This is a genomic window from Kitasatospora sp. NPDC001540 (assembly GCF_042894345.1).
Lineage (GTDB): Bacteria > Actinomycetota > Actinomycetes > Streptomycetales > Streptomycetaceae > Kitasatospora > Kitasatospora phosalacinea_C.
In genome coordinates, this window is the sequence record NZ_JBIAVO010000023.1 from 109,695 (window position 1) to 125,961 (window position 16,267).

Here is a 16,267-nt window from a genome sequence, read left to right on the forward strand (position 1 = left end):
CGCACGTTCCCGCCCCCGCCGAAGGAGTGCCATGGCCGACGCCCCCGAGTTCGCCTCCCGCGAGGAGTGGCTCGCCTCCCTGCACCGCGTGTACGCCGCCGCGGGCTGCCTGATCACCGACCCGGACGGCCGCGTCCTGATCGTCAAGGCCGGGTACCGCGACGCCTGGCAGTTCGTCGGCGGCACCGTCGACCTCGGCGAGAACCCGCGGCAGTGCGCGACCCGCGAACTCCACGAGGAGACCGGCCTGCGCCGCGAGGCGGGCGAGCTGCTGGCCGTCGCCTGGACCAACCCCGGCGGCGGACTCGACCACCCCGCCTGCCACTTCCTCTTCGACCTCGGCACCTTCCCCGCCGACACCCCCATCACCCTCCCGGCGGGCGAGCTCGACGACCACCGCTGGGCCGCCGTCCCCGAGGCGCTCGCCCTCCTCGGGCCCGCCCGCGCCCTCCGCCTCGAAGCGGGCCTCGCCGCGCGGGCGGACGGGCGCACCCGGATCGTGACGGCGCCGAACTCCGGTTTCTAGCCGAACTCCGGCTTCCCGGGGGGGACGGAGGGGGCGGAGCCCTACGCCTTGCGCCAGACGTACGCCGCCGAGACCGGTTGGCCGCGGTGGCGCTCCCACTTGGGCTTGAGCGCCGTCCACTGGTCGCCGACGACCTCCTCCCGCATCTCGGCGAGCTGCCAGCCCGCGGCGAGGCCCGCGGTGAGGTGGTCGCTGACGAGGTGGACGTGGGTGGTGATGGCGATCGGGCCGTCGGGGCCGTCGTAGTGGGTGGGCATGCCCGCGGCCATGATGAAGGCGGGGTGGAGGCCGACCAGGGTGAACAGGCCGCCGGGGCGGACCAGGCGGTGGGCCTCGCGGTAGAGCGGGCCGAGGTCGGCGAGGTGCTCGTCGACCAGCGAGCAGGCGGCCAGGTCGTAGGCGCCGTCGGGGAGGCCGGTGGCGGTGAGGTCGCCCTCCAGGAGGAGGCGGTGGGCGCCGCGGGCCCGCGCGCGGGCGAGCATCTCGGGGGTGAGGTCGATGCCGTCGACGGCGCCGACGCCGCGGGCGCGCAGCCAGGCGCCGGTGCGGCCGGTGCCGCAGCCGAGGTCGACGGCGAGGCCGGCCTCGGCCCAGCGCGGGACGGCGAGCCGGGCCAGGACGTCGAGGTCCATCGCGTCCTGGACCGTGTCCTCGTAGCTGTCGACCCACCCGGCGTAGCCGGTGCGGACGTCGACGGTGGGGTAACCGCGGGTGTCGAACAGGGAGAAGTCCGTCATGCCGGGCAGTATCGTCCGCGGTCGGACGGCCGGGCGAGCGATTAAATCCGGTGATCGACCGGGTCGCTCAGCCGAGCAGGCGGGCCCGGACGGCGGCGACGTCCCCGGCGGGCAGCCACTGCTCGGCGTCGAACTCGGCGAGCACCTCGCGCAGGGCCTGCTCGGGGGTGGTGCCCGCGTCGGCGAGGACGCGGGCGATGCCGGCCTCCTCCTCGGGGCGGTCGAGGATGCTCCAGATCGGGCGGAGGTTCTCGGCGGAGAGCAGGTAGTCCTCGGCGATCGCGGCGGGGGTGACCCCGGCGAGGGCGAGCAGGACGAGGGCGGCCAGGCCGGTGCGGTCGCGGCCCGCGCCGCAGTGCACCACGACGGCGCCGGGACGGGCCCGGGCGACGGCGGCGACCAGTGCGGCCACGGCCGGGCGGCAGTGGTCGAGGTAGGGGCGGAAGGAGAGCGGGGTGCCGTCCAGGGCGCCGAACCGGGCCCACCAGTCCGGCCCGGCCAGGGCGTCGAGCGGGACGCGGACCAGGTCGATGCCGTCGGGGGCGGGCAGCAGCGGCCGGTACTCGGCGTCGTCGCGCAGGTCGATGACGGTGCGTACGCCGTACGCGAGCAGGGAGTTCTGGCCCTCGGCGGTGAGCCGGTCGAGGTTGTCGGCGCGGACCAGCGCGCCGGTGCGGGTGCGCCGGCCGTCCAGGGTGGGGAGCAGGCCGAGGTCGCGCACGTTCAGGCAGCCGTCCCAGTCGATCCGGCGTTCCTCGTGCGGTGTCGCCGTGGTCCCCGTCATGTCAGCCCCCCGCTGTTCCGTGCGCCCCACGCGCTCCGTGCGTCCCGTGCGTTCCTCGTGCCCCGGTGGTGCACGCGCGCACCGCCGCCACTGACAGGGACTCAGTCCGCTTCGGGATGGTTCCCGCCGGTGGCGGGGCGGAACTCCCAGAGCGTCCGGCCGAGGGTGTCGAGCACCCGGACGGTGCGGAACCGGGCGTCCCGGGCGGAGAGGAAGCCGCGGGCGGCGCCGGCCAGGACGGCGTGCGCGGCCGGGTCGTGGCGGCTCCAGGCGCCGTGCAACTCCAGTGTGCCGTCGGCGAGTTCGGCGCGCTGGATGCGGGCGACGGCGGCCGCGGCGAGGGCGCCGTTGACGCCGTCGAGCTCGGCCTGGCCGAGGTAGTGCTCGCGCTCCTCGGTGCGCAGGCGGCGGCGCAGTTCGGGCAGCGCGTAGCCGCGGACGGCGGCGACCGAGTCCTCGACGGCGATCAGCCAGCGCGGCCCGGGCGCGACCTCCCACCAGACCTCGCCGCCGACCGGCAGCAGCTCGCCGATCGGGGAGTGCCAACGCTCCAGCCCGGTGCGGAAGTTGGCGTCCGGGCGGATGCTCCGCCGGTCCCAGGCGGCCTTGTCGGTGACGGAGAGGTTGACGGTGTAGCGGACCCGCCCGTCGCCGGGCACCGCCTGCACCCCGAGCACCGCCCAGCGGTCGCGGTCCGGCAGCGAGAAGGAGTGCCGCCAGCCCCGGAGGCCGAGCGCGCGCAGCGCGGGCGCGAAGTGGTTGCGGATCCCGGTCGTGTACAGCTCCTGGGCGGTGGGCATACCGACTCCGGCCTCCTCGGTCAGCGGCGGAAATGGGGCGAATTGCCCCTTATCTGCACGGTAGGGCGGGGGAGCGGGCCCGAACCGCGGGCGAAAGACAGCACCGGACGGGACGAAGGTCGGTCCGTCGCGGGCCCCTCGTCCTGCCCGGACGGGCGGAGCTGACGGCCCGTCGGCCCGCACCGCGCCCGCACCGCGCCCGCCCGGGGCCCGCACCGGCCCGTCACCGCTCTGCCACCGGCCGGGCGCCGCCCCGGAGGTGGGTGGGGTCCCCCGGATGGCGCATGATGTGGCGGGTGCACAGAGCTGAACACCACGGGGCGGACGCCGGGCACCGGCTCGACCCTCCGAAGGCACCGGACCGTCCGCCCGCCGGTCCGCCCGCGCCCGCCGGACCCTCCGCCGGGCCGCTCGTCGGACCCTCCGTAGAGCCGCTCGCGGGCCCGTCCGCCGGGCCCTCCGCCGGGCCGTCCAGCCGGCGGGCCGACCTCGCGACGGCCGTCCGCGCCGCCCAGGACGGCGACGAGGAGGCGTTCCGGGTCCTGTTCCGGGCCGTCCAGCCGGGGCTGCTGCGCTACCTGCGGGTGCTGGTCGGCGGCCGGGCCGAGGACGCCGAGGACATCGCCTCCGAGGCCTGGCTGCAGATCGCCCGCGACCTGCCGGACTTCCGCGGCGACGCGGACGGGTTCCGCGGCTGGGCCGCGACGGTCGCCCGCAACCGGGCCATGGACCACCTGCGCCGGGTGCGCCGCCGCCCGGTCGCCGACCTGCCGGTGGAGTACCTGGCCGAGCTGGCCGCCGCCGAGGACACCGCGGGCCAGGCGATGGCCACCGTCGCCACCTCCGACGCGCTCGCGCTGATCGCCTCGCTGCCGCCCGACCAGGCCGAGGCGGTGCTGCTGCGGGTGGTGCTCGGGCTGGACGCGGAGAGCGCCGCGAAGGTGCTCGGCAAGCGCTCCGGCAGCGTCCGGATGGCCGCCCACCGGGGGCTCAAGCGGCTGGCCAAGGTGTTGGAGCAGAGCGGGGGAGCGGCCGCCGGGGTGCCCCGCCAGGGGGCCCGGGGGACGGCCGGGAAAAAAATTTCCGCGCAGGGTGTGACACCGGCGCAGGTGCCGACGCTGAAGGACATGAGATGAGCACCAACCGATCCCGCCGGATCGATCGCGCCGCCGCCGAGCAACTGCTCGGCGGTGTCACGGTCGACCCGGAGGCCGGTCAGGACCCCTCCGCCGGGCAGCGGTCCGCGCCAGGACGGCCGGAGCTCGCCGCCCTGCTCGCCGCCGCTGCGACGAGCAGGGCGGCCGGCGACGGCCCGCTGCCCGGCGAAGAGGGGGCCATGGCCGCGTTCCGGCAGGCTCGTCGCCAGCCGACCCCCCAACAGCACCGGAGACGACGGAAGATGGCGGACAGCGCGCTCGCGCGGGCCCTCAGTGCGAAGGCCGTGGCCGTCGCGCTGGGCGTGACCGCCGTGGGCGGCGTCGCGGTCGCGGCCTCCACCGGTCGGCTGCCGGAGGTGCTGGGCGGTCCCGCCCCGGCCCCGTCGGCCACCGGCGCCGCGCCCGCACCGTCGAGCGGGGGGCCGGACAGCCCGTCCGCGAGCCCCGGCACCGACCGCACCGGCCGGCCGACCGCGGGGCCGAGCCGCTCCGGCGGCCCGGCCCGGCCCTCCGGCCAGGCCTCCACCGGTCCGGCCGACCTGCCGGAGCTGAAACGGCTCTGCGAGGGCTTCGCGAGCCGGGTCGCGGGCGGTGGCAAGCCCAAGGACGCGGCCGCCGACCCGGCGCTGGCCGAGCTGCTGAAGGCGGCCGGCGCACCGGAGAAGGTGACCGGGTTCTGCGCACAGCTCTCCGCGCACGGCGGGGAGACGCCCGGCGGGGAGACCTCCGGCGGGGAGACGCCCGGCGGGGGCGATCACGGGCGGCCCACGGCCGGCCCGGGCCAGTCCGCGCCGCCGTCGGCCACCCCCTCGTCCGGCCGGGCGGGGCGCACCGGGACCGACCGTCCGTCCACCGGGGGGAACGGCCAGGACTGACACCGCACTCCGGTCGGACCGCGGGCTCCCCCGGGCCCCCGTCCGACCGGGCACCGCCTCCGGGCGGCCGATGGGCCCCTGTACCCGTCGTCCGCCCGGACCGACTCCGGACGGGCGCCGGGCTCCCCCGGGCCCGCACCCGTCCGGGACAGCTCCGACCGGTCGACGACTCCCCCGGGTCCGCAGCCGGTCGGGGAACCCGCTCCGGACGGACGGCCGAACTCCCCCGGGTCCGCCGTCCGTCCGGAGCCCAGCCCGGCCGTACCGCCCGAACGCCCTGGAGCCCCGGTGACCGAAACCCCGCTCGCAGCGCGGCCCGCCGACCCGGCGCCCCCGGTGTTCGTCGACGCCAGCGGCAGGCGCCAGCGCCGTTCGCGGCGGATCGGGTGGCTGCTGGCCGTCCCGGCGGCCGGGTACCTGGCCCTGGTGGCGAGCAGCGCGCTCGGCGGCCCGTCCTTCGACGCGCCGTTCGTGCCGAAGCCGGCCGCCCCGGCCGGGCCGAGCATCCCGGTCCCCAGCGGGGCGCCCGATCCGGGCACCGGCCCGGTGGCGGACGGTCGCCCCACGCCCGGGCCGGACCGCACCGGCGCCGCCACGACCCGTCCGGCCCGGGCCACCGCCGCCCCGGTCGCGGCGAGTTCCGCGCCCGGGGGCACCGCGGGGCCCACCACCGCGGCCACGACGCCCGGCGCCGCGGCCTCGCACGGCCGGCCCACCGCGGCGCCGGGCAACAGCCGCAAACCCGTCAAGAACCCCTAGCGAGCCCCGATGACCTTCCCCCGGACCTCCCCCCGCCGCAGCGGCCCCGCCCCGCGCGGCCGCCGGGGCCGCCGGGGCGTGGTGCGGCAGTCCGCGCCCCGCACCCACTGGCTGCTGCTGACCGCCCTGGTGGTGACCCTGGCCGCGGCGCTGCTGCTGCAGGGCTACACCCGCCACCTGTACGGGTCGGCGCCCGACGGCGCCGCCCGCCCCGCCGGGCCCGCGTACGCCGTCCCCCCGGAGGCCGCCCACGGCGGGCCGGTGATCGACGCCTCCGCCGCGACGCCGCGCACCGCCCGGCCCGCCCCGGGCACCGTCGCGCTGACCTTCGACGACGGCCCCGACCCGGTCTGGACGCCGAAGATCCTGGACGTGCTGAAGCAGCAGGGGGTGCACGCCACCTTCTTCGTGGTCGGCACCCAGGTCGCCGACCACCCCGAGCTGGCCCGCCGGATCCTCGCCGAGGGCCACCAGCTCGGCATCCACACCTTCACCCACGCCGACCTCGGGCAGGCCGCGCCGTGGCGCCGCTCGCTCGAACTGCGCGAGGCCCAGCTCGCGGTGGCCGGGGCGACCGGCACCACCACCGCGCTGCTGCGGCCCCCGTACTCCTCGACCAACGACGCGCTCACCGACGCCGACTGGCAGGCCGTCCGGCAGGCCGGGCGGTCCGGCTACCTGACGGTGCTGACCACCCTGGACAGCGAGGACTGGCGGCGCCCGGGCGTCGACCGGATCGTCGCGAACGCCACCCCGCAGGGCCCGGCCGGGCAGGTCGTGCTGATGCACGACGCGGGCGGCGACCGCTCGCAGACGGTGGCGGCGCTGGCCGAGCTGCTGCCGAAGCTGAGGCAGGCGGGCCTGCGGGTCGGGACGGTCTCCGAGACCGCGTCGATCGCGGACGCCGCGCACCCGGCGAGCGGCGCCGAGCACTGGCAGGGCCGGGCGCTGCTGCTCGCGCTGTCCGGCGGCGACCTGGCGGTGGCGGTGCTCGGCTGGCTGCTCTGGGCGGCGGGCGCGGTCAGCGTGCTGCGCGCGGTGGTGCTGCTGTTCGCGGCCGCGCGCCACCGGCGCCTGCGCCGCCGGGGCTGGGGCCCGCCGGTCACCGAGCCGGTCACCGTGATCGTGCCCGCGTACAACGAGCGCGCGGGCATCGAGGCGGCGGTGCGCTCGCTGCTGGCCTCCGACCACCCGGTGGAGGTGATCGTGGTCGACGACGGCTCCACGGACGGCACCGCGGACCTGGTGGAGTCGCTCGGCCTGCCCGGCGTCCGGGTGCTCCGGCAGGCCAACGCGGGCAAGCCGGCGGCACTCAACAACGGTCTGCGGCACGCGAGTTGCGAGCTGGTGGTGATGGTCGACGGGGACACCGCGTTCGAGCCGGACGCCGTCCGGCTGCTGGTGCAGCCGTTCGCCGACCGCCGGGTCGGCGCGGTCTCCGGCAACGCCAAGGTGATCAACCGGGGCGGGCTGCTCGGCCGCTGGCAGCACATCGAGTACGTGGTCGGGTTCAACCTGGACCGCCGCTTCTTCGACCTCGCCCAGTGCATGCCCACCGTCCCCGGCGCGGTCGGCGCGTTCCGCCGCTCGGCGCTGCTGCGGCTCGGCGGCGTCGCCGAGGAGACCCTGGCCGAGGACACCGACCTCACCATGGCGCTGTGCCGGGCGGGCTGGCGGGTGGTCTACGAGGAGCGGGCGATCGCCTGGACGGAGGCCCCGGCCTCGCTCTCCGCGCTGTGGCGCCAGCGCTACCGCTGGTGCTACGGCACCCTGCAGGCGATGTGGAAGCACCGCCGGGCGCTCGCCCAGCGCGGCCAGGCCGGCAAACTGGGCCGCCGCGGGCTGGTCTACCTGCTGGTGTTCCAGGTCCTGCTGCCGCTGCTGGCCCCGGCCGTGGACGTGTTCGCGGTCTACGGCCTGCTGTTCCTCGACCCGGCGCGGATCGCCGCGGTCTGGCTGGGCTTCCTGGTGCTGCAGGCGCTGTCGGCCTGCTACGCGTTCCGGCTGGACGGCGAGCGGCTGGGCCCGCTGTGGACGCTGCCGCTCCAGCAGGTCGTCTACCGCCAGTTGATGTACCTGGTGGTGGTCCAGTCGGTGTGGACCGCGCTGGCCGGCAGTCGGCTGCGCTGGCAGCGGATGCAGCGCTACGGATCCCTCCAGGCCCCGGCGAACCGGAGTTGACGCGATGACCTTCCCCCGCACCTCGCCCGCCGCCGAACGCGCCGCCCGCCGCGCCGTCCGCCGGTCCGTCCGCCGATCGGCCCGCCGGTCCGCCCGCCGCACCGTCCGGGGCTCGCGGGGCCTGCCCCGGACCCTGCTGGCGGCGGCCCTCGCGGCGCTGGCCGCGCTGCTGCTCGTCCAGCGCCCGTGAACCCGGGTGGACGGGGCCCGCTATGGTTCACGGGTGCCCGCCCGGAGTTGAGAGGAGTATCCGATGATCGGACGCGCACTGAACGGGCGTTACGAGCTCGGTGAGATCCTCGGCGTCGGCGGCATGGCCACCGTGTACCGCGCCCTGGACCACCAGTTGGGGCGCCCGGTCGCGGTCAAGGTGCTCAACGGCGGCCTGGCCGACGACCCGCGGTTCGCCGAGCGGTTCGCCCGCGAGGCCAGGTCGGCCGCGCTGCTGGCGCACCCGCGGATCGTCACGGTCTTCGACTCCGGCGTCGACCAGGGCTCCCCGTACCTGGTGATGGAGCTGGTGCACGGCGCCACCCTGGGCCGGGTGATCGCCGAGCAGGGCGTGCTGCCGGTGGAGCGCGCGGTCGGCACCGCCGCCGCCGTGCTGGACGCGCTGGCCGCCGCGCACGCCCAGGGCCTGGTGCACCGCGACATCAAGCCCGGCAACGTCATGATCACCCAGGACGGCGGGGTGAAGGTCGTCGACTTCGGCATCGCCCGGGCCGGCTCCTCCGCGGGCCAGCAGCTCACCCAGACCGCCTCGGTGCTGGGCACCGCCGCCTACCTCTCCCCGGAACAGGCCACCGCCGGGCAGGTCGACGGCCGCGCCGACCTGTACGCGGTCGGCTGCGTGCTGTACGAGATGCTGGCCGGCGTGCCGCCGTTCACCGCCGACACCCCCGTCGCGGTGACCTTCAAGCACGTCACCGAGTACCCCGCCCCGGTCTCCGTCCACCGCCCCGACGTGCCGCCCGCGCTGGACGCCGCGGTGCTGCGGCTGCTCGCCAAGCACCCGGACCAGCGCCCCGCCGACGCGCAGTCCGCGGCCGCCGAGCTGCTCGCCGCCGTCCCGGCCGCCCCCGCCGACCGCACCGCCCAACTGCTCGGCGCGGCCACCCAGGTGCTGCCGCCCGTCCCCGCCGCCGCCTTCCCGACCGCGCCCCCGCCGCCGCCCCGGCAACCGTGGACCGAGCCGCAGCGCACCTCGGTGCTGCCGCCGGTGCAGGCCCCGCTGCTGCCCTCGGCCCGCTACGAGGACGAGGAGCCCGAGCCGCGGTCCACCCGCAACCCGCTGGTGTACGCGGGCATCGGCGCGGCCGTGATCGCCGTCGCGGCGGGCATCGCCGCGTTCTCGCTCGGCGGCGGCGACCCCGCCCCGAAGGCCGCGCACACCCCCGCCCCGGCCGCCGCCGGCACCGCGGCCCCCGCCCCGACGCCCTCCCCGTCCCCGTCCCCGTCCACCAGCCCCAGGCCCAGCGCCTCGCCCAAGCCCTCCGCCACCCCCAGGGGCGGCCCGGTGGTCGCCCAACTCGCCCAACTGCGCGCCGAGGTGGCGCAGGCCGACTTCAAGCGCGACCGGGACAAGCAGGACGACCTGACCGGCCTGCTCGACCGGGCCACCCAGGACGTCAACGACAAGCAGCCCGCGGACGCCGAGGACTCCCTCAAGGACGCCCAGAAACTGGTCCACGACCTCCAGCGCCACAAGGCCCTGGACGCCCCGCTCCTGCTCGGCTGGCAGACCCGCCTCGCCGCCCTGACCGCCCTCGTGCACGCCCAGGCCGCCCAGCAGGACTAGGCCCCGCCCAGGCCTAGTCGTCCCGCTGCCCGCGGTGGCGGGCCCGCTGCACCGCGCGGGTCTTCACCTGCCGGGTCAGCGCCGTCACCCCGGTGGTCAGGAACACCACGGTGTACAGGAGTTGGATCATCACCACGATCCGGGCGGCCTGTCCGGCCGGGTGGATGTCGCCGTAGCCGACGGTCGCCATGGTGATCACCGTGAAGTACAGCGCGTCGATCTTGGTGACCAGTCCGTCCAGCTCGCCCGGGTCCTTGGACATCGCCAGGTAGGCGGTGGAGAACACCACCAGCGCGCCGCACAGCAGGATCAGGATCCGCGGCACCGGGTGCCGGGACTGCCCCAGCACCTGCATCCGCACCTCGCGCAGCACCCCGGCGCCGAGCACCGCCAGCAGCACGCCGAACGCCGTCCAGCTGATCCCCGGGTGGTGCGGCCCGAACCACCCCAGCGGCACCGTGAAGTAGGCGACCAGCAGCACCACGGGTCCGGCCAGCAGGCCGACGTACATCCGGAGCAGCTCCCTCACGCCGCCGCGGCCTTCCCACCGCCGGGGCGGTCCGCGGGCGGCCCGGCGGCGGGCGGGATGCCGGGAGCGGGGGGAGCGGCGGGGGTGGCGGGGGTGTCGAGGAACTCCAGCACGGCCAGCCCGGCCAGCAGCACCACCGCGATCCACAGCACCACCGCGCCGGTCGGGTAGCTCCAGGTCAGCAGCACCACGGCGGCGACCGCGACCGCGCCCCAGCCCAGCCAGGCCTTCCAGCGGTGGACGAACCGGCCGACCGGGCCCAGCCGCATGCCGATGCCCTCGGCGGCCCGCCGCACCGCGCCCAGCCCCTCCTGCCACAGGTGCCGAACCCAGCCGGCCCGGCGGCCCCGTCCGGTCAGCCAGGCCGCCAGCGCGACCACCACGCCCAGCGCCAGCAGCATCCGGACCGCGGCCCGCAGGTAGCGCACCAGGGTGTCGTACACCGCCGTCGCGGCGGCCTGGTCGACGCCCGCGGGCAGTTTGTCCAGGTAGAGCGCCCGGAACACGGTCAGCCCGATGCCCAGCAGGCCCGCCGCGGCGGCCATCCCGAGCGCCGCCCCGACGGTGGCCCGGCGACGGCGCACCGCCAGCAGGATGCCGCCGACCGCGCACAGCAGCGCCAGCACCGGCACCCAGAACCCGGCCAGGTCGAGCAGCCGCAGCCCGGTCTGCGCCTTCCGCACCGCGTCCGACTGCACCAGCGTGTAGTCGGTGTGCACCTCGGGGATCTTCGAGGCCAGCCCCAGCCCGTTGGCCACCAGCCGGTCCTTGACCGCGGCGACCACCGGCCCCAGGTCCAGGCTGACGGTGTCGCCCTTGACCTGCACCGCCCCGCCGCCCTGCCCGGTCAGCACCTTGTCGAACGCGGCGTGCGCGTTGCGCAGCACCCCGGTCCAGACGGTGGCGAACGCGTCGGACTGGACGAAGCGCAGCACCTGGTCGTGGACGAAGCCGGTCAGCCCGCTGGTCAACGCCGGTCCGACCTTGCCCAGCGCGGCGTCCAGCAGCGGCCGGTCGGCGGGCGCGACGTCGTTGAGCAGGGCGGTGATCGGCAGCTGCTCCATCACCGCGGTGGTGACCCGGTCGGTGAGCGCGTTCTGCACCGACGGGTCGGAGGCCAGCGGCGCCATCGTGGAGACGAACCGGTCGGTGTCGGTGACCTGCGACCTGCTCCAGGCGGCGACCACCCCGAGCGGGGTCAGCACCGCCGCCAGCACGATCAGCAGCACCGCGAAGAAGGACCGCACCCGGTGGTGCTCCCGCCGGGGGGCCTTCTGCTTCTCCAGGACGGCGATCCGTTCGCGCAGCTCCGCGAGCTCGTGCCCCTCCGACGGGTCCGCCGCCATCCGTGCCTCCCTGGTGATCCGCCGTCAGCTGGATACCAGGAGATAACAGAACAAATCGGTCAGCCACTCGGGCGTGCCGACACGCCGGAGCCCCCGGTCCGTCGGGGCGACGGGCCGGGGGCTCCGGTACGGCGGACGGCGTCGGCCGGGGGCCGACGGGGCATCAGGCCGTGGTCGACTTCGTGGGCTCGGTGGCCTTGGTCACCACGATCGGCTCGACGGCCGGACGCGGCTGCTCGGCCTGCGAGGCGGCGGTGCCGTTCTGGGCCTCCGCGGGGGCGTCGTCCTCGCGCAGGGCCTTGGTCTCGGCCTTCAGGATGCGCATCGACTTGCCGAGGCCACGGGCCATCTCGGGCAGCTTCTTCGAGCCGAACAGCAGGACCAGCACCACCACCATGATGGCGATGTGCCAGGGCTCAAGACCGTTACGGAACATCCCTGACCACCGGTCCTTTCGTGGAAGTTCTCGCTGTGACTAAGGGCTCGGGCGGAACGCCCGACTCGGCCAGTATGCCTGGCCTTGTCGGCGAACGTATACACCCGTCGGCAAACAGCCGCCGAAAAACAGGTGATCCGAGTCATGTGGTCTGTACCACCTGGCGGGCCCGGCGACCCGGCGCGGCGGAGCCGCCGGAAGCTCACCCGCCCCGGTTCACCAGCACCGACCAGGCCGACCCGGCCGCCGCCAGCACCACCGCGAAGGTCAGCCCGCGCATCCACCACCGGTCCGCCGAGACGTGCGGACTGTGTTCCACCACACTGCGTCGCCGCACCCCGTGCGCGTACAGCCCGAACGCCGCCACCGCCAACACCCCGCCCAGCGCGGCCAGTCCGGGCAGCCCGTGGACGTAGCCGGTGCGCAGGACCAGCAGCGCGTCGGCGGCCAGCACCAGCGCGGTGCGGCTCCACGCCAGCAGCGTCCGCTCGGGCTGCAGGCCCGGGTCGCGGGGGGCGGTGGTCACCGCGACCAGCCGACGATCAGCACCGAGAACACCGCCGCCGCGACCGCCGTGCACACCGTCAGCACCAGCATGATCCGGGTCGCGGGCAGCGGCCCGCCCGCCCGCATCGCCCGCTCCACCCGCACCCACCGGTGGTACGCGGCCACCCCGAGCCCGGCCCCGCCCGCGGCCAGCAGCACCGAGAGCGTCACCCGGACCGGCACCGGCGCCAGGTCCGGCGTCAGCTGGTCCAGGCCCACCGCTCCGGCGAGCAGCGCCAGCGCGGTCCTGATCCAGGCCAGGAACGTCCGCTCGTTCGCCAGCGTGAACCGGTAGTCCAGCTCCTGCGGCTCCTCGTCCTCCTCCTCCGCCATACGGCGACCCTAGGACGGGAGCGGGCGGCACGCAGAGCGGGAGCGGGGCACCCGCGGGGGAGGTTCTCCCCGCGGGTGCCCCGCTCCGGCGTCCGGGCCGTTGTGCCGCTGTGCCGCTGTGCCGTTGGGCCGCGGTGCCGCGGTGCCGCCGTGCTGCTAGGCGGCGACGGTCTGCTCCTCCGGCGCCTCGGGCTGCTCCGACTCCGGCTCCGACTTCGGCTCCGGCTCCGGGGCGGGGCCGCTCGACGCGGGCAGGTGGCGCATCAGCAGGTGGGCGGCCAGGGCGGCGCCCAGCATGACCACCACGCCGACCACCGCGGCGACGTGCATCCCGTCGGCGAAGGCGTTGCGGGCGCCGGTGAGCAGCTGGTCCGCGGCGTCGCCGGACAGGTGGGCGGCGGTGGTGACGGCCCCGCCCAGGGTGTCGCGGGCCGCCTCGGGGGCGGAGGCGTCCATCTGCGAGCGGTAGACGGCCGCACCGGCCGCGCCGAGGACGGCGATGCCGAGCGAGCTGCCGAGTTCTTGGGCGGTCTCGGAGGTGGCGCCGGCCGCGCCGGCCCGCTCGGGGGGAGCGGCGGCGAGCACCATCTCGCCGGTGATGCTGACGGTGCCGACCGAGCCGGCGGCGATCACGCCGGCGGCGACCAGCGGGAGGGCGAGCGAGGAGCCGGGGTCGACGAAGGCCATCGCGACGAACCCGCCGGCGCTGGCCAGGAACCCGGCGACCAGCAGGATCGCCGGACGCACCTTGCCGGCCAGGGCGCCGAAGCCGCCGACGGCCGCGCCGACGCCGATGCTCGGCAGCAGGGCCCAGAGCGAGGCCGACAGCGGGCTGTAGCCCTTGACCAGTTGCAGGTACTGGGAGGTGAAGAGGGTGAAGCCCATCATCGCGAACATCGCGATGGTGTTGACGGTGATCGCGCCGGTGTAGGTGCGGATCCGGAACAGGGTGACGTCGATCAGCGGGTTCGCGGCCGTCCGCAGCCGGTGCACCAGGGCGACGCCGACCGCGAGCCCGGCGGCGAGCACCAGGGCGGGCTGCAGGCTCCAGCCGTCCACCGCGAGGTCCTTGATGCCGTAGACGACCGGCAGCACGGTGGCGATCGAGAGCACGGCGCCGAGCAGGTCGAAGCGGCCCTCCTGCGGGGCGCGGTACTCGGGGAGCAGGAACGGCGCGGCGACCATCACCAGCAGCATCGCCGGGATCGCGACCAGGAAGACCGAGCCCCACCAGAAGTGGTTGAGCAGCACGCCGCCGAGCACCGGCCCGAGGGTGGCGCCCGCCATCATCACGCCGCTCCAGGCGCCGATCGCGCCCTGCCGCTGCTTGGGGTCGGGGAACATGTTGCGGATCAGGGCCAGCGTGGAGGGCCCGAAGACCGCCCCCGCGACGCCCAGCAGGGCGCGGGCGGCGATGAGTTGGTTCGCCCCGTTCGCCCAGGCGGCGACCAGCGAGGCGCCCGCGAAGGCGGCGGTGCCCGCGATCAGCAGCTTGCGGCGGCCGATCCGGTCGCCCAGGGCGCCCATCGGGATCAGCATCCCGGCCAGCAGGAACGTGTACATGTCCATGATCCACAGCTGCTGGGTGCCGCTGGGGTGCAGGTCGGTGGCGATGAAGGGGACGGCGAAGAACAGCACGCCCATGTCCATGGCGAGGACGAGGGTCGGCAGCAGCAGGAGGGCGAGGCCGAGCCAGGCCCGGCGGCCCGCGGGGCCGTGGTCGGTGGTCATGACGATGACTGTACGAGCGTCTTGAACGTCTGTCTAGTACAAGCGTCTAAGTCGACCGTTCAAGACATTCGACCAAGACATCCGTCTTGGACGCGTTACGATCGGCGCATGGGAAACCGCGAAGACCTACTGGCCAGTGCCTTCCGCTGCCTGCAGGAGAAGGGCTACGGGCGCACCACCGCCCGGGACATCGCCTCCGGGGCGGGCGTCAGCCTGGCCGCGATCGGCTACCACTACGGCTCCAAGGACGCCCTGCTGGTGCAGGCCCTGGTGGAGGCGATGGGCAAGTGGGGCGACACGATCGGCGAGGCGCTGGCCGCTGCCGCGGAGGTTGACGACCCGCAGGAGCGCTTCGTCCGGGCCTGGGACGCGATGCGCGACAGCTTCACCGAGCACCGCGGGCTGTGGACGGTGCAGTTCGAGATCCTCGGGCAGCTCGACAACCTGCCCGGCCTGGCCGAGCGGCTGGCCGAGGCGCAGAAGGCGGGGCGGCTCGGCCTGGCCGCGATGTTCCAGGGCAAGGCCGCGGAGGAGGACACCCCGGAGGACCTGGCCCGGGGCATCCTCTACCAGTCGTTGCTGCTGGGGCAGGCCGCCCAGTGGCTGATCAGCCCCGAACTGGCCCCCAGCGGCGAGGAGTACCTGCGCGGGCTGTCCCTGATCTGCGGCGACGCGCTGGGCGGCGCGAAGGTCCCGGTCGGGGCGGCGGGGACCGTGGCGCAGGACTGAAGGGCTGAAGGGCTGAAGGGCTGAACGGGCCGCGGTGGGCGAGGGGCGGGCGCGGTCGGTAGGGGGCGCGGTCGGTCCGGTACGCGGTTCGGTGCGGCGCGCGGGGCCGGTCTCAGGCGGTGACGGCCGTGAGCAGCACCACCGCGTCGGTGTGGGCCAGCAGGCCGTGCCGCTCCTGCGGGACGGAGTGCAGCTCGCCCGGCCCCGCCTCCTGGCGGCGGCCCTCGACGGTCAGCGCGACCCGTCCGCGCAGCACCTGCAGGCTGGCGGCGACCGGGGCGTTGTGCTCGTCCAGCACCGCCCCGGCCCGCAGGGCGATCACGGTCTGCCGCAGGACGCCGTCGTGCAGCAGCAGGTGGGCGCTGCGGCCGTGCGGGCTGGTGGCGGCCTTGGCGGCGTGCTCCTCGGCCAGGGCGTTCAGGTCGATCCGGGTCGGCTGCTCGGTCATCGCGTTCTCCTCCGTCGGGCCCCCGCACCACCGGGCCCGCCGACCGGGCCCGCGGCCGACCCTAGGCCGCGCCCCGCGCGTGTCGCGCGCTGGATCACGCGCAGGGGTTAAGGAGTGGGCCGCTCGGCGTGCGGGGCGGCGGGAGCGGGCCGAAGGTGTCCCTATGGCGACCAATCAGAGAATCACCTTCGGCGGTTTCCAGGTGAACCGCGGCATGCTCACCGCCGGCGCGGCCCTCACCGGGCTCGGCGCCGTCGTCGGACTGACCGGAACGGCGCTGGTCTGCGCCGCCCTGGCGAACGCGGGCCGGGGCTGGGTCCGGTCACTCGAGACCCCGCCCAGCGAGCTGGCGCAGCGCACCCTGCACCAGGCGAGGGCCGCCTCGGCGGCCGGGCTGGAGGCGTGGCGCAGCAGCGTCAACTGACCGGAGAGGCGGCGGGACGGCGCGGAGGCGGGCCCCCCGGGGGGGGGCCCCCCCCCCGGGGGCCCGGGCCCCGGGGCCCCGGGCCCCCGCCGCCGCGCCCCGCGCCCCCACGCCCCGGGGGGGTGAGG

19 protein-coding genes are annotated in these 16,267 nt (G+C 76.2%); 9 read left to right on the top strand and 10 right to left on the bottom strand.

Features of this window, described 5'->3' with window-relative positions; genetic code table 11:
* Positions 1 to 31 precede the first annotated feature (31 nt).
* A complete protein-coding gene (locus ACFY00_RS25185; RefSeq protein WP_388033808.1) occupies positions 32 to 526 on the top strand; it encodes an NUDIX domain-containing protein in 495 nt (164 codons plus the stop codon).
* Between the two features lie 41 nt (positions 527 to 567).
* Here the strand turns inward: ACFY00_RS25185 and ACFY00_RS25190 are convergent, their stop codons facing one another.
* From ACFY00_RS25190 to ACFY00_RS25200, 3 genes are all read right to left on the bottom strand, one after another.
* Positions 568 to 1,263 carry a class I SAM-dependent DNA methyltransferase gene (locus tag ACFY00_RS25190; protein WP_388033809.1) on the bottom strand — a complete coding sequence of 232 codons (696 nt, stop codon included), beginning with the start codon at positions 1,261 to 1,263 and terminating at the stop codon, positions 568 to 570.
* Positions 1,264 to 1,330: 67 nt separating this feature from the next.
* Positions 1,331 to 2,047, bottom strand: a complete 717-nt coding sequence (locus ACFY00_RS25195; protein WP_388033810.1) for a tyrosine-protein phosphatase — start codon at positions 2,045 to 2,047, stop codon at positions 1,331 to 1,333.
* A gap of 101 nt (positions 2,048 to 2,148) precedes the next feature.
* Positions 2,149 to 2,847 (bottom strand): hypothetical protein, encoded by a 699-nt coding sequence (locus ACFY00_RS25200; protein WP_388033811.1) that lies wholly within the window; start codon positions 2,845 to 2,847, stop codon positions 2,149 to 2,151.
* A gap of 287 nt (positions 2,848 to 3,134) precedes the next feature.
* Here ACFY00_RS25200 and ACFY00_RS25205 point away from each other — a divergent pair, with 287 nt between their 5' ends.
* The 6 genes from ACFY00_RS25205 (at position 3,135) to ACFY00_RS25230 (ending at position 9,617) form a co-directional block, all read left to right on the top strand.
* Positions 3,135 to 3,983 (top strand): RNA polymerase sigma factor, encoded by an 849-nt coding sequence (locus ACFY00_RS25205; RefSeq protein ID WP_388033832.1) that lies wholly within the window; start codon positions 3,135 to 3,137, stop codon positions 3,981 to 3,983.
* Complete coding sequence (locus ACFY00_RS25210) at positions 3,980 to 4,879, top strand: hypothetical protein (RefSeq protein ID WP_388033812.1); 900 nt, start codon at positions 3,980 to 3,982, stop codon at positions 4,877 to 4,879. The genes ACFY00_RS25205 and ACFY00_RS25210 overlap by 4 nt, the downstream gene beginning before the upstream one ends.
* A 288-nt stretch (positions 4,880 to 5,167) precedes the next feature.
* Positions 5,168 to 5,638 (top strand): hypothetical protein, encoded by a 471-nt coding sequence (locus ACFY00_RS25215; protein WP_388033813.1) that lies wholly within the window; start codon positions 5,168 to 5,170, stop codon positions 5,636 to 5,638.
* A gap of 9 nt (positions 5,639 to 5,647) precedes the next feature.
* Positions 5,648 to 7,819: a bifunctional polysaccharide deacetylase/glycosyltransferase family 2 protein gene (locus ACFY00_RS25220; RefSeq protein WP_388033814.1), complete on the top strand. Its 2,172-nt coding sequence runs from the start codon at positions 5,648 to 5,650 to the stop codon at positions 7,817 to 7,819.
* 4 nt (positions 7,820 to 7,823) lie between these two features.
* The gene (locus ACFY00_RS25225; protein WP_388033815.1) at positions 7,824 to 8,009 is read left to right on the top strand and encodes a hypothetical protein; all 186 of its coding nucleotides are present in this window, start codon (positions 7,824 to 7,826) and stop codon (positions 8,007 to 8,009) included.
* 63 nt (positions 8,010 to 8,072) lie between these two features.
* Complete coding sequence (locus tag ACFY00_RS25230; RefSeq protein WP_388033816.1) at positions 8,073 to 9,617, top strand: protein kinase; 1,545 nt, start codon at positions 8,073 to 8,075, stop codon at positions 9,615 to 9,617.
* A gap of 13 nt (positions 9,618 to 9,630) precedes the next feature.
* Here ACFY00_RS25230 and ACFY00_RS25235 read toward each other — a convergent pair whose 3' ends face one another.
* The 6 genes from ACFY00_RS25235 to ACFY00_RS25260 form a co-directional block, all read right to left on the bottom strand.
* Complete coding sequence (locus ACFY00_RS25235; protein ID WP_388033817.1) at positions 9,631 to 10,146, bottom strand: potassium channel family protein; 516 nt, start codon at positions 10,144 to 10,146, stop codon at positions 9,631 to 9,633.
* Positions 10,143 to 11,492, bottom strand: a complete 1,350-nt coding sequence (locus ACFY00_RS25240; RefSeq protein WP_388033818.1) for a hypothetical protein — start codon at positions 11,490 to 11,492, stop codon at positions 10,143 to 10,145. The genes ACFY00_RS25235 and ACFY00_RS25240 overlap by 4 nt, the downstream gene beginning before the upstream one ends.
* A 163-nt stretch (positions 11,493 to 11,655) precedes the next feature.
* The gene (gene tatA, locus ACFY00_RS25245; RefSeq protein WP_388033819.1) at positions 11,656 to 11,928 is read right to left on the bottom strand and encodes a Sec-independent protein translocase subunit TatA; all 273 of its coding nucleotides are present in this window, start codon (positions 11,926 to 11,928) and stop codon (positions 11,656 to 11,658) included.
* Positions 11,929 to 12,130: 202 nt separating this feature from the next.
* Positions 12,131 to 12,454: a DUF202 domain-containing protein gene (locus ACFY00_RS25250; protein ID WP_388033820.1), complete on the bottom strand. Its 324-nt coding sequence runs from the start codon at positions 12,452 to 12,454 to the stop codon at positions 12,131 to 12,133.
* Positions 12,451 to 12,807, bottom strand: a complete 357-nt coding sequence (locus tag ACFY00_RS25255; protein ID WP_388033821.1) for a YidH family protein — start codon at positions 12,805 to 12,807, stop codon at positions 12,451 to 12,453. The genes ACFY00_RS25250 and ACFY00_RS25255 overlap by 4 nt, the downstream gene beginning before the upstream one ends.
* A 156-nt stretch (positions 12,808 to 12,963) precedes the next feature.
* A complete protein-coding gene (locus tag ACFY00_RS25260) occupies positions 12,964 to 14,538 on the bottom strand; it encodes an MFS transporter (RefSeq protein WP_388033822.1) in 1,575 nt (524 codons plus the stop codon).
* 108 nt (positions 14,539 to 14,646) lie between these two features.
* On the opposite strand from ACFY00_RS25260, the gene ACFY00_RS25265 reads away from it, so the two are divergent.
* Positions 14,647 to 15,267 (top strand): TetR/AcrR family transcriptional regulator, encoded by a 621-nt coding sequence (locus tag ACFY00_RS25265; RefSeq protein ID WP_388033823.1) that lies wholly within the window; start codon positions 14,647 to 14,649, stop codon positions 15,265 to 15,267.
* Positions 15,268 to 15,379: 112 nt separating this feature from the next.
* On the opposite strand, the gene ACFY00_RS25270 is transcribed toward ACFY00_RS25265, so the two are convergent.
* Entirely contained in the window at positions 15,380 to 15,715 is a 336-nt protein-coding gene (locus ACFY00_RS25270) for a cupin (RefSeq protein ID WP_388033824.1), read from the bottom strand.
* 163 nt (positions 15,716 to 15,878) lie between these two features.
* On the opposite strand from ACFY00_RS25270, the gene ACFY00_RS25275 reads away from it, so the two are divergent.
* Positions 15,879 to 16,139 (top strand): hypothetical protein, encoded by a 261-nt coding sequence (locus ACFY00_RS25275; protein WP_388033825.1) that lies wholly within the window; start codon positions 15,879 to 15,881, stop codon positions 16,137 to 16,139.
* The last annotated feature ends 128 nt before the right edge of the window (positions 16,140 to 16,267 follow it).